The 20174-nt window shown below is 60.2% G+C and carries 19 protein-coding genes and 1 pseudogene; 11 read left to right on the top strand and 9 right to left on the bottom strand.

The features are described 5' to 3' along the window. On the bottom strand, positions 1-1061 hold a 1061-nt coding region (locus tag M0954_RS19065), incomplete at its 3' end, for a thiamine pyrophosphate-binding protein (RefSeq protein ID WP_297354904.1). Positions 1062-1343: 282 nt separating this feature from the next. Here M0954_RS19065 and M0954_RS19060 point away from each other — a divergent pair. The 6 genes and pseudogenes from M0954_RS19060 to M0954_RS19035 all read left to right on the top strand — a co-directional run bounded on the left by M0954_RS19060 (position 1344) and on the right by M0954_RS19035 (position 6005). Next, entirely contained in the window at positions 1344-2054 is a 711-nt protein-coding gene (locus tag M0954_RS19060) for a 4'-phosphopantetheinyl transferase superfamily protein (protein ID WP_133894042.1), read from the top strand. A gap of 179 nt (positions 2055-2233) precedes the next feature. Then, a pseudogene (locus M0954_RS19055) lies at positions 2234-2422 on the top strand (RNA polymerase factor sigma-70); the annotation flags it as partial. 360 nt (positions 2423-2782) lie between these two features. Beyond that, a complete protein-coding gene (locus tag M0954_RS19050; protein ID WP_074267387.1) occupies positions 2783-2980 on the top strand; it encodes a hypothetical protein in 198 nt (65 codons plus the stop codon). 221 nt (positions 2981-3201) lie between these two features. Then, the gene (locus M0954_RS19045; RefSeq protein WP_133894043.1) at positions 3202-3486 is read left to right on the top strand and encodes a hypothetical protein; all 285 of its coding nucleotides are present in this window, start codon (positions 3202-3204) and stop codon (positions 3484-3486) included. A 62-nt stretch (positions 3487-3548) separates the two neighbouring features. After that, positions 3549-4292 (top strand): acetoacetyl-CoA reductase, encoded by a 744-nt coding sequence (phbB, locus tag M0954_RS19040; RefSeq protein ID WP_133894044.1) that lies wholly within the window; start codon positions 3549-3551, stop codon positions 4290-4292. A gap of 237 nt (positions 4293-4529) precedes the next feature. Next, positions 4530-6005, top strand: a complete 1476-nt coding sequence (locus tag M0954_RS19035) for an NCS1 family nucleobase:cation symporter-1 (protein WP_297354902.1) — start codon at positions 4530-4532, stop codon at positions 6003-6005. Between the two features lie 28 nt (positions 6006-6033). Here the strand turns inward: M0954_RS19035 and M0954_RS19030 are convergent, their stop codons facing one another. The 3 genes from M0954_RS19030 to M0954_RS19020 form a co-directional block, all read right to left on the bottom strand. Beyond that, positions 6034-6420 carry a hypothetical protein gene (locus M0954_RS19030; protein ID WP_185090137.1) on the bottom strand — a complete coding sequence of 129 codons (387 nt, stop codon included), beginning with the start codon at positions 6418-6420 and terminating at the stop codon, positions 6034-6036. A 519-nt stretch (positions 6421-6939) separates the two neighbouring features. Further along, a complete protein-coding gene (locus M0954_RS19025; protein WP_122156912.1) occupies positions 6940-7995 on the bottom strand; it encodes a glycosyltransferase family 9 protein in 1056 nt (351 codons plus the stop codon). A 45-nt stretch (positions 7996-8040) separates the two neighbouring features. Beyond that, entirely contained in the window at positions 8041-9687 is a 1647-nt protein-coding gene (locus M0954_RS19020; RefSeq protein ID WP_297354900.1) for an acyl-CoA synthetase, read from the bottom strand. Positions 9688-9959: 272 nt separating this feature from the next. Between M0954_RS19020 and M0954_RS19015 the strand changes: the two genes are divergently transcribed. Continuing rightward, on the top strand, positions 9960-10208 hold the full coding sequence (locus M0954_RS19015; protein ID WP_074267394.1) for a hypothetical protein: 249 nt from the start codon (positions 9960-9962) through the stop codon (positions 10206-10208). Between the two features lie 144 nt (positions 10209-10352). Here the strand turns inward: M0954_RS19015 and M0954_RS19010 are convergent, their stop codons facing one another. The 5 genes from M0954_RS19010 to M0954_RS18990 form a co-directional block, all read right to left on the bottom strand. Next, entirely contained in the window at positions 10353-11039 is a 687-nt protein-coding gene (locus M0954_RS19010; RefSeq protein WP_123386417.1) for an SDR family NAD(P)-dependent oxidoreductase, read from the bottom strand. Positions 11040-11049: 10 nt separating this feature from the next. Next, positions 11050-12387 (bottom strand): FAD-binding oxidoreductase, encoded by a 1338-nt coding sequence (locus M0954_RS19005; RefSeq protein WP_297354898.1) that lies wholly within the window; start codon positions 12385-12387, stop codon positions 11050-11052. Between the two features lie 32 nt (positions 12388-12419). Further along, positions 12420-13223, bottom strand: a complete 804-nt coding sequence (locus tag M0954_RS19000) for an amino acid ABC transporter permease (protein ID WP_133894048.1) — start codon at positions 13221-13223, stop codon at positions 12420-12422. 70 nt (positions 13224-13293) lie between these two features. Continuing rightward, a complete protein-coding gene (locus M0954_RS18995; protein ID WP_122156907.1) occupies positions 13294-14112 on the bottom strand; it encodes an ABC transporter substrate-binding protein in 819 nt (272 codons plus the stop codon). A 73-nt stretch (positions 14113-14185) separates the two neighbouring features. After that, positions 14186-15508: an FAD-binding oxidoreductase gene (locus M0954_RS18990; RefSeq protein WP_123386414.1), complete on the bottom strand. Its 1323-nt coding sequence runs from the start codon at positions 15506-15508 to the stop codon at positions 14186-14188. Between the two features lie 140 nt (positions 15509-15648). Here M0954_RS18990 and M0954_RS18985 point away from each other — a divergent pair, with 140 nt between their 5' ends. The 4 genes from M0954_RS18985 to M0954_RS18970 all read left to right on the top strand — a co-directional run. Further along, positions 15649-16536 carry a LysR substrate-binding domain-containing protein gene (locus tag M0954_RS18985; RefSeq protein ID WP_133894049.1) on the top strand — a complete coding sequence of 296 codons (888 nt, stop codon included), beginning with the start codon at positions 15649-15651 and terminating at the stop codon, positions 16534-16536. 54 nt (positions 16537-16590) lie between these two features. Beyond that, positions 16591-17331 carry a response regulator gene (locus M0954_RS18980; protein ID WP_123386412.1) on the top strand — a complete coding sequence of 247 codons (741 nt, stop codon included), beginning with the start codon at positions 16591-16593 and terminating at the stop codon, positions 17329-17331. Continuing rightward, on the top strand, positions 17321-17857 hold the full coding sequence (locus M0954_RS18975) for a response regulator (protein ID WP_133894050.1): 537 nt from the start codon (positions 17321-17323) through the stop codon (positions 17855-17857). The genes M0954_RS18980 and M0954_RS18975 overlap by 11 nt, the downstream gene beginning before the upstream one ends. Positions 17858-18012: 155 nt before the next feature. Next, positions 18013-20174, top strand: a 2162-nt coding sequence (locus M0954_RS18970; RefSeq protein ID WP_297354896.1) for an ATP-binding protein, incomplete at its 3' end; no start/stop codon positions are given.

The following is a 20174-nucleotide window of genomic DNA, read 5'->3' as shown; positions in this document are numbered from 1 at the left end:
CCTCTGTCCGATGGGACCGCCTTGGACCTGTGGCTCTCTAGCGCATCGGCATGCCGCGCGACGAGCTTGTCGCGGAACTCGGTCGATGTACGCGGTTTCAGGCGTGGCAGCAATGCTTCCATCGTGGTCTTGATGTCGCCGACCAGCCCTAGCGTGACCGGATGTCGCCGGCCGAGATGATCGGGTGCGATGTCGATCTGAACGATTTTGGCTTTGTCCGGGTAGAACTGGCGCCATGCGAAGTCCGCGCCCAGCAACAGCAAGGTCTCGCATTCCGATACCGCGAGATACCCCGCTTCAGCGCCGATAATGCCGGTCATGCCGACGTTGTACGGGTTGTCGTGCTCGAGCACATCCTTTGCGCGGGACGTGTGTGCGATTGGCGCCTTGAGCCGCTCGGCGACCGCAAGGATTTCAGCGTGCGCGCCGCGGCATCCCGACCCGCCGTAGATGGCAATCTTCTCGCCTGAATTGAGAATTTCAGCGACACGGTCGAGGTCCGCGTCATTCGGCCGGACCATGGGCACATTCGTGTGGACCGAATACGGCACCTCGTCGCTAGCAGTGGCGTGGGAGATGTCAACCGGAACGATCAGCACAGCCACGCCACCTTTTGCAATGGCGGTTTGGCACGCAATCACCGTTTTACGCCGGGCCTGCTCCGGCGTAATGATCATGTCGCAGAACACGCTGCACGATCCGTAGATCGCCTTGAAGTCGACCTCTTGCGGAAAATTGAAGCCGATTTCCTCGCTGGCCACCTGGGTGGCGATCAGGATCACCGGTGCCCGATTGCGGTTGGCGTCCACCAGGCCGTTGATGAAGTGAAGACTGCCGGGCCCGCAACTTCCGGCAACGGCCGTCAGGTTGCCGGTCAACATGGCTTCGCCTTCGGCGGCGAACGCTCCCGCTTCCTCATGGCGTACATGGACCCACTCGATGTCGCTCTCGTTGATGTGATGAGCGATGAGGTTCAGCGTGTCGCCCACGATCCCGTAGCAATGCTTTACGCCGGCCGCTGCGAGCGTTTCTACGATGATTTCAGCTACTTTTTTGGCCATACCTGTTCTCCTGAGGATGCCTTGTTCATGAACTGATCGACCACATTTTCGAACCGCGGAGGCGCAGTCGGTCGGTGTTCTTCTCGCTCACCGGACCGGTGGCATGGTCCCGGTATGTTGAACGGAGTCCTCAGCATCGAATATCCCTCCGATGGGGGAGCGGGGCCATGACAGGCTTGTCCTGCCGCGCTCCCGAAGCAGGCGATCTGTAAAGTTGCTCTCCCGTATCGGGTACAGTGGCGCATTCCACGCACCAGCCGGGCAACGTATCCGCACCCTGCGATGAAACGCATCCCTCTCTTTCCGTTGTTGCACGACGGCCCGTCCGACGTTCAGGTGTGGCGGGTCGATATCGACTTCGCCGCGACGCTCGATGACGAAGCGTTCACTGTGCTTTCCGGCGACGAGCGCGCGCATGCGCGTGTGTTTCGCCGCAGCGAAGATGCGCTTCGCTTCGCGACGGTGCGCGCGGCTTTGCGAGAGCAACTCGCGAGCGCGCTTGCCATCGCGCCGCACGCGTTGCGGCTTGTGCGCGACGCCATGGGCCGTCCCGCTCTGGCTGAAACCGCGTCATTGGATTTCAACGTCTCGCACTCGGGCGCGCATGGTCTGATCGCACTATCCATGCGACGCCGGGTGGGCGTGGATATCGAGCAGCTCAGCGCGCATCTCGACTGGCGCTCGCTGGCCTCGCTGACGCTGGCCGGCGGTGAAATGGCGTGGCTCGACGAAGTGCCCGCCGGCGAACGTATCGAGCACTTCTACGACGCCTGGGTCGCGAAGGAGGCGTTACTCAAGACAACGGGCGTTGGCGTGGTACGCGGCCTGCAGCGCCTGACGGTCCTGCCGCGCGAGGGCACGCAGGTGCGCTTGCGCGATCAGGTGCCTGACGAGGCGCGGGATCTTGCGGCAACGTGGCTCAATGCGTCTGCGGGTTACGCCGCGTGCGTCGCATGGTCGACGCAGGAACGCCTCGCCACCGTCAATCTGTGATGTCGCTCTCAAATGATATTGAGAATTATTCGCATTTAAGTTAGATTACAGCCTCTCAGTGGCTTGACGGAGGCTGGATCGATGGCGGACGTACTGGCGGAACCCACACAGACCTTGCACCTTCGCAGCACGCCGCGCGCGGCACCGCCGCTTCCCGGCGAACGCCGCCGGGAAGCGGCCCGGAGCGCACCCGTGCGGCCTTCGAGTTCGTGCGCCTACGTGAAGAGACCTTGCAGGACACGGCCCGCGCACTGAATGTGTCGCAGACGCTGGTTCACTTCATGGTTCGTGACGCGGTGAAGCATTGCACCGATTGCGTCCGTCCTGGTATCGGTCAGAAAAACTCGGCTGGGCGCTGGCGGGGATAAGCGCGCCAATTCAGACCGGTATTCATACATACGGACCACCTGTTTACCCTGGCGGCAACTTATCTGGCAGCGCCCGAGTTTCCACCGCAGCTGCGTTCAAACGCTTGCCGGTTCTGGCAAAGCGCATATTTCACCGAGGTCGCGCACGCCAGTCATCAGCCGCGGCTTATCTCAAAAGCCATTTCCCAAATATTGATATTTTGCGCTGGCCCGAATTAAGATGACTTCCCTCGATACGCGGCGCGTGTCGAACCGGTAAAGAGTCGCATTTTTGGTATCCGTTCAATGAGTCAGGTTCGGGACGCGACGGCTGACCGTCAGAATCCCGTCAAGGCAGCCCCTAAAACTTGGGAGACGAAGATGCTGAGCCCTCACGAATTCGCAACGCTGATGCTGGTCAAGGACGCAACGGCGCAACTGGAGGTTGATCGGGCAGATCTCGACGTTCTGCTGGCGCGCCAACTCGTCAGTCTCGAACACGCGGGCTCCGGCGAGGCATTGCCGCGTTTGACCCGTGAGGGCTATTCGTTCCTGAAAGCGGCTGGCCGTATTCACTGATATTGACCCGGAGCGCGGGAACCGCGCCACCACCTGTACGATCCAGAGGAGGTTTCCAGACAACGACAACGTGAGCGGACGTGCCGTTATGGAACCTGAGAGAGCAGTAGCTTAGTTTGTTGTACTTATTTAAAAATGCGAGTCGCCTTAAGGAGATTTTCGCGCAGCAGGCCAGTCCTAACGGTGGGTTTGCCGAACGAATCCAAGCTTGGCAGTATCGCGTGTATGACATTGCAGTGGGCACTCAGACGGGATTCGCAGCGATTGCAGCGGAGCAGTACGAAGCGCACAATCGCCGGGTGCAGGCGCTCTTCGAAGATATGTCGAATCAGGCGCCGGCGGGTTCCGAAGCGGCTGTCGCTGCGCTGAAAAAGCTGATCGATTCGAGCGGCGCGTTTTACGACAGCGTCAACAAGTCGGTTCGGCAAGCTGTCACCATGGCCGAAGGTGGCTTCGAAGCGGTGCTACCGCGCACATGGAACGCATCGGGCGCAACAACCGGGTGAATGGCCGGGAAGGCTGAACACGCGGTGACCGGACCAGCATCCTCTCACGCGAGGCAGCCGCAATGACAAGCCAGATCGCATTGGTGACGGGTGGAATGGGTGGTATCGGCGAAGCTATTGCGGTCAAGCTGCACGACGCAGGCTATACGACTGTGGTGACGTACTCACCCGCTAACACCGGTGCGCAAGCCTGGCTCGCGCGGAGGGAAGCGGCTGGGCGCCGCTTCCCAGCTTACGAAGTAGATGTTGCGGACTACGATGCATGTCAGCGAGGTGCGCAAAAGGTTCAGGCTGAAGTGGGCAATGTCGATGTTCTCGTCAACAACGCCGGCATCACGCGCGACGCCAGCTTCAAGAAGCTCGACAAAGTCAACTGGGACGCAGTCCTGCGCACCAACCTCGATTCGCTTTTCAACATGACGAAACCGGTCTGCGATGGCATGGTGGAGCGAGGTTGGGGGCGCATCGTCAATATCTCGTCCATCATCGGCTCCAAGGGTGGTTTCGGTCAGACGAACTATGCCGCCGCAAAAGCGGGCATGCATGGCTTTACCAAATCCCTGGCACTCGAAGTGGCGAAAAAGGGTGTCACGGTCAATACTGTGTCGCCCGGATTCATCGCCACCAGAATGGTTATGGCGGTGCCGCAAGATGTGCTCGACACGAAGATCATTCCGCAGATCCCGGTGGGACGGCTTGGGCAGCCCGAGGAGGTGGCGGCGCTCGTACTCTATCTATGCTCGCGGGAGGCTGCCTTCATCACCGGCGCCAACATCGCCATCAATGGTGGACAGCACCTGCAATAAACGGGCTCGCCAATCTCCACCAGCATGCCTAAGCATCCGAACAGGCGCGCGTCCCACACTTTGCACTTTCCCCCATAAAACGAGGCTGATTATTTCGGCACGGTCATTTTTTTCGTAGAACAATCTATATTGTTGCAATAGCAAGTGGCAGGTCGTCGGAACGCAGTCCGTCCACAGCCCGGCACGGCAGTTCATTGCGCCGGGATTCAGTCGTCAGGCAAAGCAACAGGGGAAGACATGTCGACCTCACCGCTTATCGATGGTAGCGCCCCGCATGGCAGCGGCGGGCAGGTGGCACAGACCGACGCGCGTCTGTACAACCACGACCTCGCACCGGTTCCGCTCAACAAACGCACGTGGACCGGCTATTGCATCTTTGCCATGTGGATGTCGGATGTGCACAGTGTCGGCGGGTACACGTTTGCAGCGAGCCTGTTTCTGCTCGGCATATCCGGCTGGCAGGTATTGATTGCGCTGACCATCGGCATTCTGATCGTGTACGTGCTGATGAACCTGGTCGGCAAACCCAGTTACGTACACGGCATTCCGTTTCCGGTCATGGCCCGCGTCAGCATGGGCGTGATGGGCGCGAACCTTGCGGCGGTCATCCGCGGTGTGGTGGGCATTGTCTGGTACGGCGTGCAAACCTACTTTGCGTCGAAAGCGGTGGCGACGCTCGTCATTCTGTTCTTTCCAGCGGCCGCGACGCTGCACAACTTTAGCTTCTTGCGCCTTGACGGACTTGGCTGGGTCAGCTTCCTGTTCATGTGGGTGTTTCAACTGATCATCTTCCAACGCGGCATGGAGGCGATCCGCAAATTCATCGATTTCTGCGGGCCGGCCGTGTATGTGGTGATGTTTGCGCTGATGGCCTGGATTCTTTCGCAAGCAGGGCTAAGCAGTCTGAGTCTCACGCTCGGCGGCAAGGTACTGTCCGGTAGCGAGCAGTTCGCCAGCATGGGTAACGCCACGCTGCTGGTAGTGAGTTATTTTGCTGCGCTGCTGCTCAATTTCGGGGATTTCTCGCGCTTCGCCAAGAGCGAGCGTCAGATGAAGGTGGGCAATTTCCTCGGCCTGCCGGTCAATTTCATCGTCTTTGCCATCATCACAGTGGTCGTGACCTCAGGCAGCGCTACCGTGTTTGGCTCGATGATCATGGACCCCGTGGCGATCGTCGCGCACATCCAGAACAAGGTGGCCGTGGTGATCGGCAGCCTGACGTTTATCGTGGCGACAATGGGCATCAACATCGTTGCCAATTTTGTCTCACCTGCCTACGACATCGCGAATCTTTTTCCCAGGCATATCGACTTCAAGAAGGGTGGCCTTGTGGCCTCGACTCTTGCGGTCCTCGTGTGTCCGTGGATTTTCGTCGACAGTCCTAAGGCGATTACCATTTTCGTCAGCGTGTTTGGCTCCGTGCTGGCGCCGCTATATGGCGTGATGATGGCCGACTTCTACCTCATCAAAAAGCAGCAGGTCGAAACGGCCGAGCTTTACAGCATGTCGCCGACCGGACGCTTCTACTACGATGGCGGCTGGAACAAGGTGGGCGTTGCTGCGCTGGTTATTTCCGGCATCATTTCGGTGGGGTGGGAACTCTGCACGCAACTGCTGCACGTCTTGCCCGCCAACAACTTTGGCTGGGTGATCGGTGCAGTGGTGGGTGCAGTGCTTTATGTAGTGATGATGCGGGCGGCGCGGCGCAACTAGCGTGTGGTGTAACGTGGGGAGCTCGTGTTCATTTATGCAGCCGTGCACGTAGGTCGACGGCGGTCGCTGCGCTGACCGGTCTTGCTGCGTCGTCGAGATGGACCGCAACCTTGCGGTAGACGTCGCGGCAAAATTGCATGCCGGCAGGGGTTTCCGGTGTTGCGTCCCGAGCGGGTTCGATTTTCTCCGGATTGGTGAGCGCCGCGTCGACGGCCATCTCATCGGTCGGGTCCGCCTTCATGATGCCGATGCCCTGAATGGTCACCGCGAGGCATGGGTCCGGCATCTGCTTGCCGTGCGTAGCAACGACGTTGAAGTTGATGTTAAGGCGCCAGAATCCTTCGTGAATGTTCTGATGAATGATCACGGCCTTCACCAGTTCCTGATGCGATAACAAGTACTCGCTGTTTGCCATGAATGTGCTCCTCGAACGGAATCGTCTTTCGAGTGCCGTGCCGCGTAGGACGCTGCATCAGCCCGACATGACATCACATGCCGGATCACATTGTACGAGGCTGAAAATCACAATCAAGACGTGCGCAGCCATCGTGCTGCACGATACGACCTGGACCTGTTTAACAGGCTGGCCGGTGCTGCCTGCGCGCTGTTGAGTTTTATTTTCACTGCCGGTGGTGACGTGGCGGCGACGCCACTTTTGCTTCGAATCCGCCGCTAGCGTGTACGGGGCGAGGTGATGTAGCCGCACCCTTGCGGATAGCCACATGCACCTCTGCCTGAAACGGTGATGTCAGTGAAAGATCAGGTAAAGGATGACGAGGACGATCACCGGTACGCCAAGTAGCCAGCCGAGTAAGTAGGGCATGATAGTTCTCCTCCGGTAGATGGTTGTGGTACGAGAACTCATCAGCATTGGGCGTGCCTGGGCTGTGGCCAAGCCTTTTTATATCGTCCCGGAGTTTGTCGCGGGCCATCGTCAATCCGACGCTGCTCGCAGCGGTGCGAAGGGCAACTCGCCGCTCACGCTTTCTTGATACGCCGCATTTAACCGCGCCATGTCCTGCTCGCGATCGCTCGCCTGCACGTTGCTCAGCCCGGGCAAATCCAGCGTGACAGAGTGGCAAAGCGGATAGTCGCGCACCCGTAGTTCAGGCGCGATCGTCGTGAAGAACGCCGTCGTGGGCACGTCGAATCCGGCTGCAATATGCACGGCCGCGGTGTCCGAGGTCAGCACATAGCGCGCGTGTCTGATCCACGTAAGAAAGTGCGCAGTGCCAGGAGATGCTGCTGTCACATCCACATAGTGCGGATGATCGACAGGTCCAAAGCCCAGCACGGGAACACCGAACTGCTCGAACAAGCGGCTCACGAGGGCGCTGCGTACTGGCGTCGCAATGCTGCGGATCGGCGTGCTGGCCGTTGGGCAAAACAGCACGTATGGACGGTTGCGCCACGCCTCGGGCAGTGAAGGCAGCGCCAGTGTCTGGAGCCAGCGGTTGGCCTTGTTCGCGGACGGCACGCTCGCAGGCGGCACACCGAGCGCGTCGAGGAAAAAATCGATCATCGGCAACGACATGAAGCGAGGCCAGAAGAGCTGGTTGCCGAGGTCGATACGCACTTCTTCACGTGGGATATCCGCAAGCGGCCAAGGCAAGCTGCGAGCGCTGGCTATGCGGCCTTCGGCAAGCGCATAGAGCTGTTCGACGTAAGCGGGCGCCAGTTCAGGCCGGTACACGACGAAACGCACGTGCGGGTAGGTCTGCCGGATCGCTGCCAGCGCGGTCAGGCCGATAATCGAATCGCCAAGTGTCACGCCCATGCCGTTGATCACATGAGCAACAGCGATTTTCGAGTAGTCGAGTTCGAATGGCTCGGCGGCCGCGTTAAGGATGCCGGGCTGGCTCGCGAGCGCAACGTGCTCGCCGACCTCGGCGTCGCGCTGCTCGAGATCGTACGGCGCGACGATACGGCCTTCGGTATCAAGCAGGGAGCCTGGGTAGGCGAGTGCTTCGTCTGCACGTAGGCTTTGCAATTCGATTATTCCGTGGATTACGCCGAAGTGTCGAGACCACGCATTTTACGGGGCTTTTTCGCTGGGTGCCGTGAGACTCGCACGCAACTCCTTGCGAATCACCTTGCCGGTTGCGGTCATCGGCAAAGCGTCGACAAAGCGTATCTCGCGTGGATACTCATGTGCGGCAAGGCGTGTCTTGACGTGCTGCTGAATGTCGCGCACCAGATCGTCGCTTGGCACAAAGCCCGCATTCAGCACCACGAATGCCAGCACGATCTCCGTGCGTTGTGCATCCGGCGCGCCGACCACCGCGGCCATGCAGACTGCTGGATGCTGCAGCAGGCAGTCTTCAATCGAAGCCGGCCCGATACGATAACCGGCGCTGGTGATGACGTCATCGTTACGTCCTACGAAGCGTATGAAGCCCTCGTTGTCACGCTGGCCAAGATCGCCCGTTAGCAGATAGCGTCCGCGGAATTTGTCGCGCGTGGCGGCCTCGTTGCGCCAGTAACCGAGAAACATCACCGGATCGGGGCCGGCAATGGCGATGTTGCCAATCGTGCCGTTCGGCAGCGGCCGACCGTCATCGTCGACGATCACCACCTCGTGGCCCGGCACCGCTTTGCCGATAGCGCCAATCTGCGGCGGGTACAGCGTAGCGCACGACGACACCACGACGTTGCACTCCGTTTGCCCATAGAACTCGTTGATAGTCACGCCGAGCGCGGCGCGCCCCCACGCGATCAGTTCTTCTCCAAGCGATTCGCCGCCGCTCGCCACCGCATGCAATGCGAGCTTCCAGCGTTCGGGATGCGCGACTGTACGCATCATTTTCAGCGCGGTAGGCGGCAGGAAGGTATGCGTGACTGCATGGCGCGCCATGAGGTCGAACGCGGCTTCGCCGTCGAACTTTTCGAAGCGGCGCGCAAGGACGGTCACGCCATGATGCCATGCGGGCAATAGCACATCGAAGAGACCGCCGATCCACGCCCAGTCGGCCGGCGTCCAGATCAGTTTCGCCTGCGCCGGAAAGCACGCTTGCGACAGTTCCACGCCAGGCAGATGCCCAAGCAATACGCGCTGTGCGTGCAGCGCGCCTTTCGGCTTGCCCGTGGTGCCGGAAGTGTAAATGATGACCGCGGGATCTTCGGACGAGGTGTCCACTGGCTCGAACACGTCCGACTCTACATTGAGGGCTTGCCAGAACGCGTGCACGTCACTGGCTGCGGCGGCTTGATCGGCATCGATGCAATACACCGCTTTCAGTTCCGGCAGCGTGTGACGTATTTCAGCGAGCTTTTGCAGACCCGCTGCATCGGTGATGAGCGCCGCCGAGGCGCTATCCGCGAGCCGATACTGGATAGCGTCGACGCCGAACAGCGCGAAGAGCGGCACGGCGATGCATCCAGCCTTATATGCAGCCACATGCGCTATCGCGGTTTCGGGCGATTGCGGCAGGAAGATCGCCACGCGGTCGCCTCGCACGACGCCGCTGCGGCGCATGGCGTTGGCAAACTGATTGGAGCGGGCCTTGAGGTCGTCGAAGCTATAGTGCGTGGCGCTGCCGTCGCGATCCTCGTAGATCAGCGCGAGGCGCCCCGAGCCGTCGGCCCATTTGTCGCACACGTCCACGCCAATGTTGTAGCGATCGGGTGTCTGCCATGCGAAAGTGGCGGCCAATGTCTCGTACGTTTGCGCTGCTGGAAGCATCGCTTTCTCCACGTGTCCCGATCGATTTGAGTCGGGTTCAAGCTCGGATAGTAAACCACCCGCGCACTCAAAGGACTACGACGTGGCTTTGAATTGCTGCGTCGCATGATAATGCGCTGCAGCATTTCCGATGTCATTTTGACAAAGGGAAAACCCGTAAGCGGTAAAGTGCGGGGTCCTTATTGACTGGTTATTGGCTCGCCCTGATCGGGAAACCCCTAACACCGGGTGAGCATGGTTCGCGCTAGTCTTCTCGTTAGAGGAGGCAAACCATGAGACGCGTATTTAATATTGCAGTACTGATGCTTCTTGCGTATTTGACCGCAGGCCGGGCATTAACCCATGCGCAGGCTGGCGAGGAAGGCTCGATCTCCTGCGCAAAAGGCGCCGAGCTGGTCAGATTGGGCGCAATGGATAAGGGGTTCTCCGATGCCGCCTCGAGCGGACAAGGGCAGAATTTCCTGTCGAGTTGCCTCGTGACAGGCGAGGGACGCGTCAACAACCTCGTTGCACGCGATTAAGCTGACTTAATTGGACGCTGAAAAAGCGCCAATTTAGGGAATGCATAAGAGGTTCGATCAAAGGGCCGAATGCGTCAAATCTGTTGCATCACAGCAGACACGTTTTAGCATCGACCACATTTCGGCTTGAAATGCTGCACTGCGCTAAAACAAATCCTCGTGCCGACAATTGACCAGAATCTCGGCGACGCTCGCCGAGTTAGGCATTTCTATCGTGTTGGCAACGAGACGCGCTATGTCCTCCGGTTGCGACATCGCCTCAGGCGGCAGATCTGCAATCCCCGCTGCCATTTCCGTATTGACGAACCCAGGGCATATTGCGGTAGCGCGGATACCGTCGTCCCAACCGGCGCGCCGTACCGCATGATTGAGCGCGATGACCGCGTGCTTCGACATCTGGTAGCCTGCATTGAGGTTCTTCACACGTTTGCCCGACAGCGACGCAATCTGTATGACGCGCGCATTGCCTGCGCGGCGCAAATGCGGCAACGCTGCCTGAATTAGCCGGAACGGCGCCTTGACGTTGATATCGAGAGTCTCTTCGAGCAGTTCGTCCGTGCCGTCTTCCAGACTGATGGGCTTGCAGATTCCAGCATTGCTGATTAGCACGTCAATGCCGCCGAACCGTTCGATGGTGGCGTCGACCCAGCGGCGTCCCGCCTCTGGATCACGCGCTTCGTACCCGAAGACGAGGCTATCGGCGTAGCTGTCGTTTAGCCCCGCGGGATTGCGCACACCCAGCGACAACAGATAACCGCGCCGGTCCAGTTCGTCCGCTATTGCGCGGCCGATACCGCGACTCGCGCCAGAAATCATCGCTACCTTCTGCATACGATCCTCCCTAGAAGCCTGCATCGATGACGATTTTCGTGCCATCACTAAAGCGGTTCAAACGAAAAGCGTGGGGATTGACGAGTGGCGTATCGTTTGCCACGAGGTCGGCCATCAGCTTTCCCGCCGCCGGACCGATGCCGAAGCCATGACCCGAAAAGCCGGTGCCGATAAACAGCCCCGGTACCTTGTCGACACCCGAGATCACCGGAATGGCGTCGGGTGTGACGTCCATATAGCCTGCCCAACGCTGCGCGATTCGCGCGTGGCTAAAGTGCGGGAACACCTTGATGAACTCGTGCAGTCCCGTGTCGACGTAGCGGACGATGGGTTCTGGATCCAGCGTGCGGACGTGTTCGAACACCGAAGTCTGATCGAGCGCCCAATGCCGGGGGCGCCGCAGTTCGTCGAAGAAACGCGCGCCGATGCCGATCCGCAATGCTCCCAGCTGGCTTTTCAATGCTTCGAGGTACTTGAAGAACAGGCGAAAGCAATCGGGCGTGAGGTCGGTGTAGGTACGGAATCCGTAGGCCACGGTATAACCACCGTCTGCCCGTTTGCGAAATGCGAATTGCTTGTTGCTTGCGCTGGTGGTCGGGCCGCCTTCCAGCGGATCGGTTCGTAGTACTGAGGCACGCACCAGCAATTGCGGCACGTCGACGTCCAGATTGCCGCAGAAGAGTCGGGACCACGCTCCGCCAGCCACAACGACGCTTTGGCAGCGGATCGTGCCGTGCTCGGTCACCACTGCGCTGACGCGCCCGCCACTCGTTTCGATACCGCGTGCTGCGCAGGGCGTCAGAATCTTCACGCCGCGCTTGCGTAGAGCGTTGGCGATCGCAGGTGCAGCGCGCTGTGGTTCGGCACGGGCGTCGCCCGGTGTGTATAAGCCGCCTCTAAACGATTTCGCCGCGCCGGGTAGTAACGACGCGACTGTCTTCGAATCGACTTCGCGCGTATCGAACGCATCTCCTGCGAGTGCGTGTGCATTCGCGAGCCATGCGCGATGACCCTCCATGACCTTCTCGTCCTCGGTCATATAGAGAATGCCGCACTGGTTAAAACCGGTTTCGATGCCAAGGGCACGGTCCAGGCCGCGCCATAGTTTCAGGCTTTCAATGCTCAGTTCGAATTCACGCATGTCGCGGTGAGTGACACGCACCCAGCCCCAGTTGCGGCTCGACTGTTCTCCCGCGATATGCCCCTTCTCGCAGAGCGCTACCCGCAATCCCTTGTCACTGAGGTAAAGCGCGGTGCTCACGCCGATAATCCCGCCGCCGATCACGACGACATCGACTTCAGCAGGCGGCGTGGTATCGCTATCGACAGTCTCGACTTGTGGTCCCATATAGGTTGCTGCCCATCAGATAGAGGTTTTGTTTAGTGGCGCGGTTCGGCGATTGCGGCTTCGGCTGCCGAGGCCTGAGCAGCCCTACGTTGCCTTCGAGTAATAAGCGTAATGCCGCGTGCATTACCGCCTTGCCGTGGATTGGCATGGCGATTGGTCCAGCGGTCGATATGATTGATCGCATGCGTGAGCGGCACCGTGATCAGCAGATACACGACACCGGCCGCGACTAGCGGCGAGAGATTGGCAGTATTGACGGAAGTGTTTTGCCCGATGGTGAACAGATCGCGCTGCGAGGTCAGCAGGCCGAGAAAATAGACGAGGCTCGAGTCCTTGACGATCGAAATGAACTGGTTAGCGAGCGCCGGCAAGATGCGGCGGATGCCTTGCGGCACGATCACATGCCGCATGCTGCTCCAGTACGTCATGCCAAGCGCCTGGCAGGCGGATAGTTGCCCACGCCCCACGCTTTGAATGCCTGAGCGGAAAATCTCTGCAATGTAGGCCGACGAAATCAGGCCGAGCGCAACGATGGCGAGCGGGAAAGGGTTCGGACCGAAGATCGCGAGCCCGATCGGAGCCAGTCCTTGGCCCACCAGCAGGATGACCAGCGCCGCCGGCAGGCCCCGAAACACGTCGATGAAGACCTGCGCTGGCAACATCAGCCAGCGCGTGTGCGACACCGCCATTAGCGCGAGCACCATGCCTGCCATAATGCCCAGCACCGTCGAAAACAGCGACAGCACGAGCGTATTGACGAGCCCGGTGCAGAGTAATGAAGGCAACGACCCGATCAACAACGGCCAGTCGAGAAAGTTCTGCAAAAAGGCGTTCATGGCGCGCTCCTGTTTGAGCGTCGGCGGCGCGTTACACGCCGTCCGGTTGCGTCGCGGCTACGTCCCCCGGCTAACTGCCCGCCTTCATCGCATACGGCGGCAGATTGGCCGGCTTCGGATAGCCCGGATGGAACTGCAGATATAGCTTAAGCCAGGTGCCGTCGGCAACGAGTTCGTCGATGGTCTTGTTCAAGGCTGCTTCGAGCTTGGCGTTACCCTTGCGCACCGGAAATCCGGCGGGCAGATTGACGGCCGAGATGTCGAGCTTGTCCGCGATGTTCATCTGCGGATACTTGCCTTGCAGACCTTCGACGAGCGTCTTGTCGACGAAGTACCCGTCAATATACTTGGAGCGTAGCGACAGGAAGCCCGCATTCAGATTCGGAAAGCGCACGATCTGCGCACCGGGCAGGTAGCTATCCGAATACGTATCCTCGATGGTGCCTTGCACGACGCCGATCCGCTTGTCCTTCACAGAAGCTGGGTCACTCGTGATCGGACTGCCAGGCAACGTGGCGACGCTCAGGAGACCCGTCAGGTAGCCCTCGGAGAAGTCGACCATCTTCAGTCGATCCTTGGTGATCGAAATCGAGCCTGCGGCGAGATCGATCTGCTGGTTCGCCACGCTTGGCAACAGGCCGCTAAAGTCTTGCGCGCGAAAGTCCGCGGTGAGGCCGAGTTTCGCCGCGATGGCGCGCAGCAATTCGACGTCGAAGCCGGTCATTTTGCCATCGTCGATATACGAGTAGGGCTTGTTGTTCGCATCTACGCCGGCCACGAGCTTGCCAGGCGCCAGGGTGCCGACATCCTCGGCATGCGCATGGGTGAGCGCCGCAAATGAAAGAGGAACGACTATCGCGATGAAACGCAGAAAGTGGCGAAAGCGCATGATGTTTGCTCCGTCGAAAGGACCACTGATTTAAGAGTATTACAAAGAAGTCGTTGCAATGTCGTGGTGTGCTTCAGGAGAGGGTGGCGCGTGCGCGACCGTTCCAGAGATCGTCGAGCTTATAAAGCGCGGTGCCAACCGGCACCGCCCAGCGGCTCGCCATGCCCGCTACGCTAAGCGGAAACTCGCCTTCGCCGAACGCGCCTGGGGCGGCGTCGAGGCCAAGGATGTGCCGCGCGGTGCGCTGCCCCAGATAGCTCATCAGCGCGACGCCGTTGCCGTTGCAGCCGAGCGCGTAATGAATGCCGTCGTGCACGCCGATATGCGCGAGTTTGTCGCCGGTCATCGCAACGTAGCCTTTCCATGCATGCGTAATGCGCACGTCGCGCAGCGCCGGCCACAGTTGAATCATCTTCGCGTAGAGGAGCCTCGCGGCGGCGCGCTCGTCCACTTCGCGGATCGCGGGCCGCGAACCGAAGATCATGCGGGTGCCGTCCGGCGAGGGGCGTGTATAGAACAGGTTTCGCTTCGAATCACTAATCATTCGGCGCCCCGGGTTGAGCGCGTCCATCAGGCCCGCGGGGAGTGTGTCGGTCGCGATCTGATAACTCGCTACGGGCAAGACGCGCCGCGAGAAGAACGGCAGCAGTCGTCCCGTATAACCGTTGGTGGCTACCAGTACCTGCTTCGCTTCGATCTTGCCGCGTACGGTATGAACGATAAAGTGCGCGCCACTGCGTTCGATTCGCTCGACCGCGGCGTGCGAGTGCAGGCTCGCCCCGCGGCGCCGCGCGAGCCCGCGCAGGGCGCGATGATATTTGGCGGTATGAAGGCCGCCGTATTCGTCGACGAGGATGCCGCCGTAGTAGTAGTCCGAGCCAATGATCGCGCGTTGTTCGTCGCGAGACACGAGGTGCACAGTGACGCCGGTTTTCTCGCGCAGCAGGTCACCTTGTTTGCGCAAATGCTCGAAATGCCGCTCTGTGAAGGCGCCGAAGAAGCGGCCGGTAATCTGCAAATCGGCGTCTAGCGCTTCGTCGGCGATCAGGCGTTGCAGATACTCGAAACTCGCCGTCGATTCGCGCATCAGACGCACGAGGCGCTCCGCAGAGACCCCGCGAATCGCGTTGGTCAACGCGAGTTTCTGTCCGCTCGACACCATGCCGCCGCTGCGAGTGCTGCCTCCAGCGCCGATCTCGGCGGCATCGAGCACCGCTACGCTCGCGCCGTCGCGCGCAGCTTGCGCCGCGGCGGACAGGCCGCAGTAGCCGCTGCCGACAATAGCCAGGTCGACGCTGTCCGGCAGTGGGTCGCGGGCCGTCTCGGGCGGCGCTGCGTCCCACCAGTAGGGCGCAAGCCGGAAGTCATCGTGGAAGAGCAGAGCGTCGGGTCGCATGGCCTCTTTGAAGTGACAAGCTTGAGAACCAGTCTAGGTTTGCGCTGCCCATCCAGTCAAATACGGCCAAAAACGTCTGCTATTCAATTTTGATATGGCATGCTGGTCTGAATCGAGGCTCAAAGGAGGGGACCTATCCGATGAATCAGCGACAAATCGAGGCCTTCCGGCTGGTGATGCTGCGCGGTTCGATGACGGCGGCGGCCGAGGAACTGTGCACTTCGCAGCCGAGCATCAGCCGCCTGATTGCGGAGCTCGAGCGATCGACGGGGCTCGCTCTATTCACGCGTAACGGTGGGCGCATCCAGGCAACCGATGCGGGAAGCGCGTTTTACCGCGAGGTCGATCGAAGCTTCGTGGGCCTGGAGAAGCTCGTGCATTCCGCGCGCGAGATCCGGCAGTTCGGTACGGGGCGCTTGCGGCTCGTGGCGGCGCCGGTGCTCGCGCTGTCGTTCGTGCCGATGGTGATCGAGCGCTTTCTGGCAGCGTATCCGCGCATCGCCGTGGCGCTCGAAATGCGTAGCGAAGGGACCATCCAGCGCTGGGCTTCGTCTGCCTATTGCGATATCGGGTTTGGCACCGTCACGCCCGATGCATTCGGCGTGACGAGCGCTGAACTCTACCGCCTGGCCGGCGTGTGCGCGCTGCCGGCGGGACACCCGCTTGCGGGCAGAAAACGCATTCACGCGCGCGATCTCAGGGACCAGCGTCTTATCCTGCCCTCGTATGCGGACGACACGCGCTCGGCCCTCGATCGTGTGCTGCGCCAGGCAGAGGTCAACCAGGTGCCGACCATCGAGACGCCGTATGGGGCGACGATTTGCGCCATGGTGTCCCGCGGGCTCGGGATTGGTGTGGTGAACCCGCTCGCCACGCTCGACACGAATCCGGAGCGAATTGTGTTCCGGCCGTTTTCGCCGGACGTGATGTTCCGGGGTTTCACCTTGCGTCCGCAATTGCAGCACATCAATCCTGTTGTGCAGGCCTTTCTCGATCTCGCTAACGAGACCATGGAGCGTTTCACCTAGAGCTTGCTGAAAGGCCCGCACGCTATAATCAAAACGGTTATAGGAGCGCCAGGCATGAGCAATGAAAATCTCCCTCACGTCCTCGTGGTGGATGATGATCCCGCAATCAGAACGCTGATCGCGGACTATCTCCTCGAGAACGACATGCGGGTAGCAGCCGCGGCGAACGGAAAGGAAATGGCTGCGGCTTTGAAAGAGCATGCGATCGATCTGATCGTGCTCGATCTGCGCATGCCGGGGGAAGACGGCATGCAGATCGCCCGGCGGGTGCGCGACCAGTCCTCGCTTCCCATCATCATCGTATCGGGCAGGCTCGACGAGGCGGATCGTGTCATGGCGCTCGAACTGGGCGCTGATGACTACGTTACCAAGCCATTCAGCCCGCGCGAACTGCTCGCGCGAATCCGCACGGTCTTGCGCCGGACGGCTGCATCTCAGACCCTGATCGGTCGTCAACTCGACGTTCGTGCTTATCGGTTCGCCGGTTGGGAGCTGAATATCGGCACCAGAAAGCTGACGACGCCAGGCGGTGAACGCATCGAACTCACGAATGGCGAGTTTTCACTGCTGAGTGCATTTCTGTCGGCACCGGGGCGCGTTTTGTCACGCGACCGGTTGCTCGAAGCGAGTCGTCTGTACGACGATGTTTTCGACCGTTCCATCGATGTGCAGATTCTGCGCCTGCGTCGCAAGATCGAGGAAGACGCGTCCACGCCGCAATTTATCAAAACCGAGCGGGGTGCTGGCTATGTCTTCGCCGTGCCAGTGGAGAAATTGAGTTCCGTTGCGCTATAGCCCGCTCAAGGCGACGCGCGATTTCAAATGTAATGGAACGGCACGAAAGAGAAACAGTGCGGCAATTTCACGCGCGTTAAATAGCGCGGACTACCGTAACTCAAGCGACCCCGATCAACCAATGATGGGGGCATCCGTCATGGCGCGTGGAAAGGACATTCTGGTTCTGGACGAGGATCCGTTCATGCATGAACTGGTCTCGCTGTGGTTGACCGATGCTGGATACGCTGTCTGCGATTGCGAGGCCCTGCGTGCGCTGCGAACGGAGGAACACCGCTCGTTCGCAGTCGTCATCGCCGACCTGAACTCGCCAAAGGTCGGCGCGGCGCAAGCCTTGCGGCAATTGCAGGCCCGCTTTCCAACCGCGTATATCATAGCGATCTCCGGATATTTTCAGCCTGGACCCGGGACGGGCACGGAGATGGCGCGACAGCTTGGCGTAGACCGCGTGCTGGCCAAGCCATTTAGCTGCGAGCAACTGGTTTCGGCGGTTGGTGGGCTGTTCCATGATGCTGATGTCCGGTGAGTGTTCACCCTATCGCGAGAACCATGGCCGAGGCGGAGCCAACAAGACGTGTCACTAGCGGACCCTACCTGCACTGGGTCATTGCGATAGGCGCGGGTCTAATCGTATTGCTGGTATGTGTGGCGTCCGGCTGGGATAGCTGGCGGGCGCGCCGCTTGACCCTCGCAGACAATGACCGTGAAGTGTCCAGCCTCGCGAGCGCGCTTGCCGAACAGACGGCCCGCTCGCTGCAGGAGGTAGAGCTTATCCTGAGGCGCACATCGGTATGGGAGCGAGACCCGCGCAACCAGGTGGAAACGCCTGCGGAGAAAACCGCTTTCCTGAGGCGTCAGATCGACGGCTTGCCGCAGATTCGCGAGGTGACGATCGCTGACGAGAACGGCAACCGTATTGCCACGACGGTGCCACCAGCGAGTTCGAGTCCGAATATTTCCAATCGTCAGTACTTCAAGGATTTGAGGGAATCGTCCGGAGAGGCGGTCGTGGTGAGCGAGCCGTTGCAAAGTCTCATTGACGGAACGCCGACATTCGCCGTAGCGATTCGTCTGCAGGACGGCGAGGGCCGCTTTGTGGGGGTGGCGCGCGCGCTCGTCGAAGAGGACTACTTCAGAGATTTCTATAAACGCATCGACCTGGGCGATGGGGCCGCTATCAGGTTGCTGCGCGATGGCGGCACGCCAATCGTCGAGTTTGCCGCGAAGCCTCAAGGCAAGCTGTCCGGCGACGCGCTCGCCGCGACGCGCCAGGTTCCCGGTTTTCCTCTGCTGGTTGTCGTCTCACGTGACAAGTCGGTCGCCTTGGCCGACTGGCGCACAAGTTCCCTCAATGCACTGGTGCGTACGGGATCGATCTCCGCCTTCGTCGCATTCCTTGCTTATGCGCTGATCCGCCAGATGCGCCGTCTGGAGGACGTGAACAGTCGACTCCGTTCGAGCGAGCGCCGCTGGCGAGCGGTATTCGAAAATGCGCCGCTGGGCGTTGTTGTGTTGACCGCAGATGGCCGCTATGTGGCGACCAATCCGGCGTTCCAGCGGATGGTGGGCTACTCTGCGGCTCAGCTTGAACAGGTTGGTGCGTTCGACATCACGTATCGCGAGGACGTCGCTTCGGCGCGCGAGTATGTTGCCAGACTGCTATCCGGCGTGCACGATACGGTTCGCTTTCAAACCCGCTTCACACACCTGGATGGGCGGGTGGTTTGGGCTGACGTCGGCATGGCGAGCGTTGCGGCCCATCGCCCGTATCCGCAGCATCACATTCCGCAAACCGGCGACATGCTGATTGCGACGGTAGAAGACATCACCGCGCATCGTGAAGCCGAACACGAACGCGACCAGCTCGAGGAACAACTGAGGCAATCGCAGAAGCTCGAAGCGCTCGGCACATTCGCCGGGGGCATTGCTCACGACTTCAACAATATTCTCGGCGCGATTCTTGGCTATGGGGAACGGGCTTTCCATTCCCTGGCTACCGGGAGCGACGAGCGTCGATACGTTCAGCAGGTTCTGAATGCCGGCAACCGGGCGCGCGCGCTCGTCGAGCGTATCTTGACCTTCAGTCGAAGCGGCATGGCCGCGCGCGTTCCCGTCAATGTTTTGCTTGCGGTCGCTGAGACCATCGAGTTGCTAAAGGCTCGCTTGCCCGACAACATCGAGCTCGATATCAGGCTCACCGCAAAGGATACCTATGTTGCTGGCGATGCCACGCACCTGCACCAGGTCGTGATGAATCTTTGCAGCAACGCGGTCCTGGCGATGCCGACAGGCGGCACACTGGCAGTGATGCTCGAAGATCAGCATCTGGCGTCCGCCACAGCATTGTCGGACGGTATCGTAGGGCCTGGCGACCTCGTCAAGCTGAGCGTTAGCGATAGCGGCACCGGAATCCCACATGAAGTACGCGCACGCATGTTCAATCCGTTCTTTACAACACGCAAGACCGGCGAGGGGACCGGACTCGGACTTTCGCTTGTCGACGGGATTGTGCGCGAGTATGGCGGTGGCATTGACGTTCACAGCGTGATCGGCGAGGGCACGCGATTCGATATTTTCCTTCCCGTCACCGCGGCGCCGCCGCCTTCCATCGCGGATATTGCGGAAACACTGCCCCGCGGTGAGGGTCAGGTGGTGCTGATCGTCGATGATGAAGATGCGCTGGTGACGCTTGCCGAGGAGGTGTTGGCCGAACTGGGTTATGAACCCGTGGGTTTTCGATCCAGTACCGCAGCGTTGAAGGCGTTTGAAGACGATCCGGACCGCTTCGATGCAATCGTTACCGACCAGACCATGCCTGACCTGACGGGCCTTGAACTTGCTGT

Origin of the sequence: Paraburkholderia sp. (assembly GCF_026225065.1) — a bacterium.
Lineage (GTDB): Bacteria > Pseudomonadota > Gammaproteobacteria > Burkholderiales > Burkholderiaceae > Paraburkholderia.
This window is presented reverse-complemented; position numbering and strand designations above follow the sequence as displayed.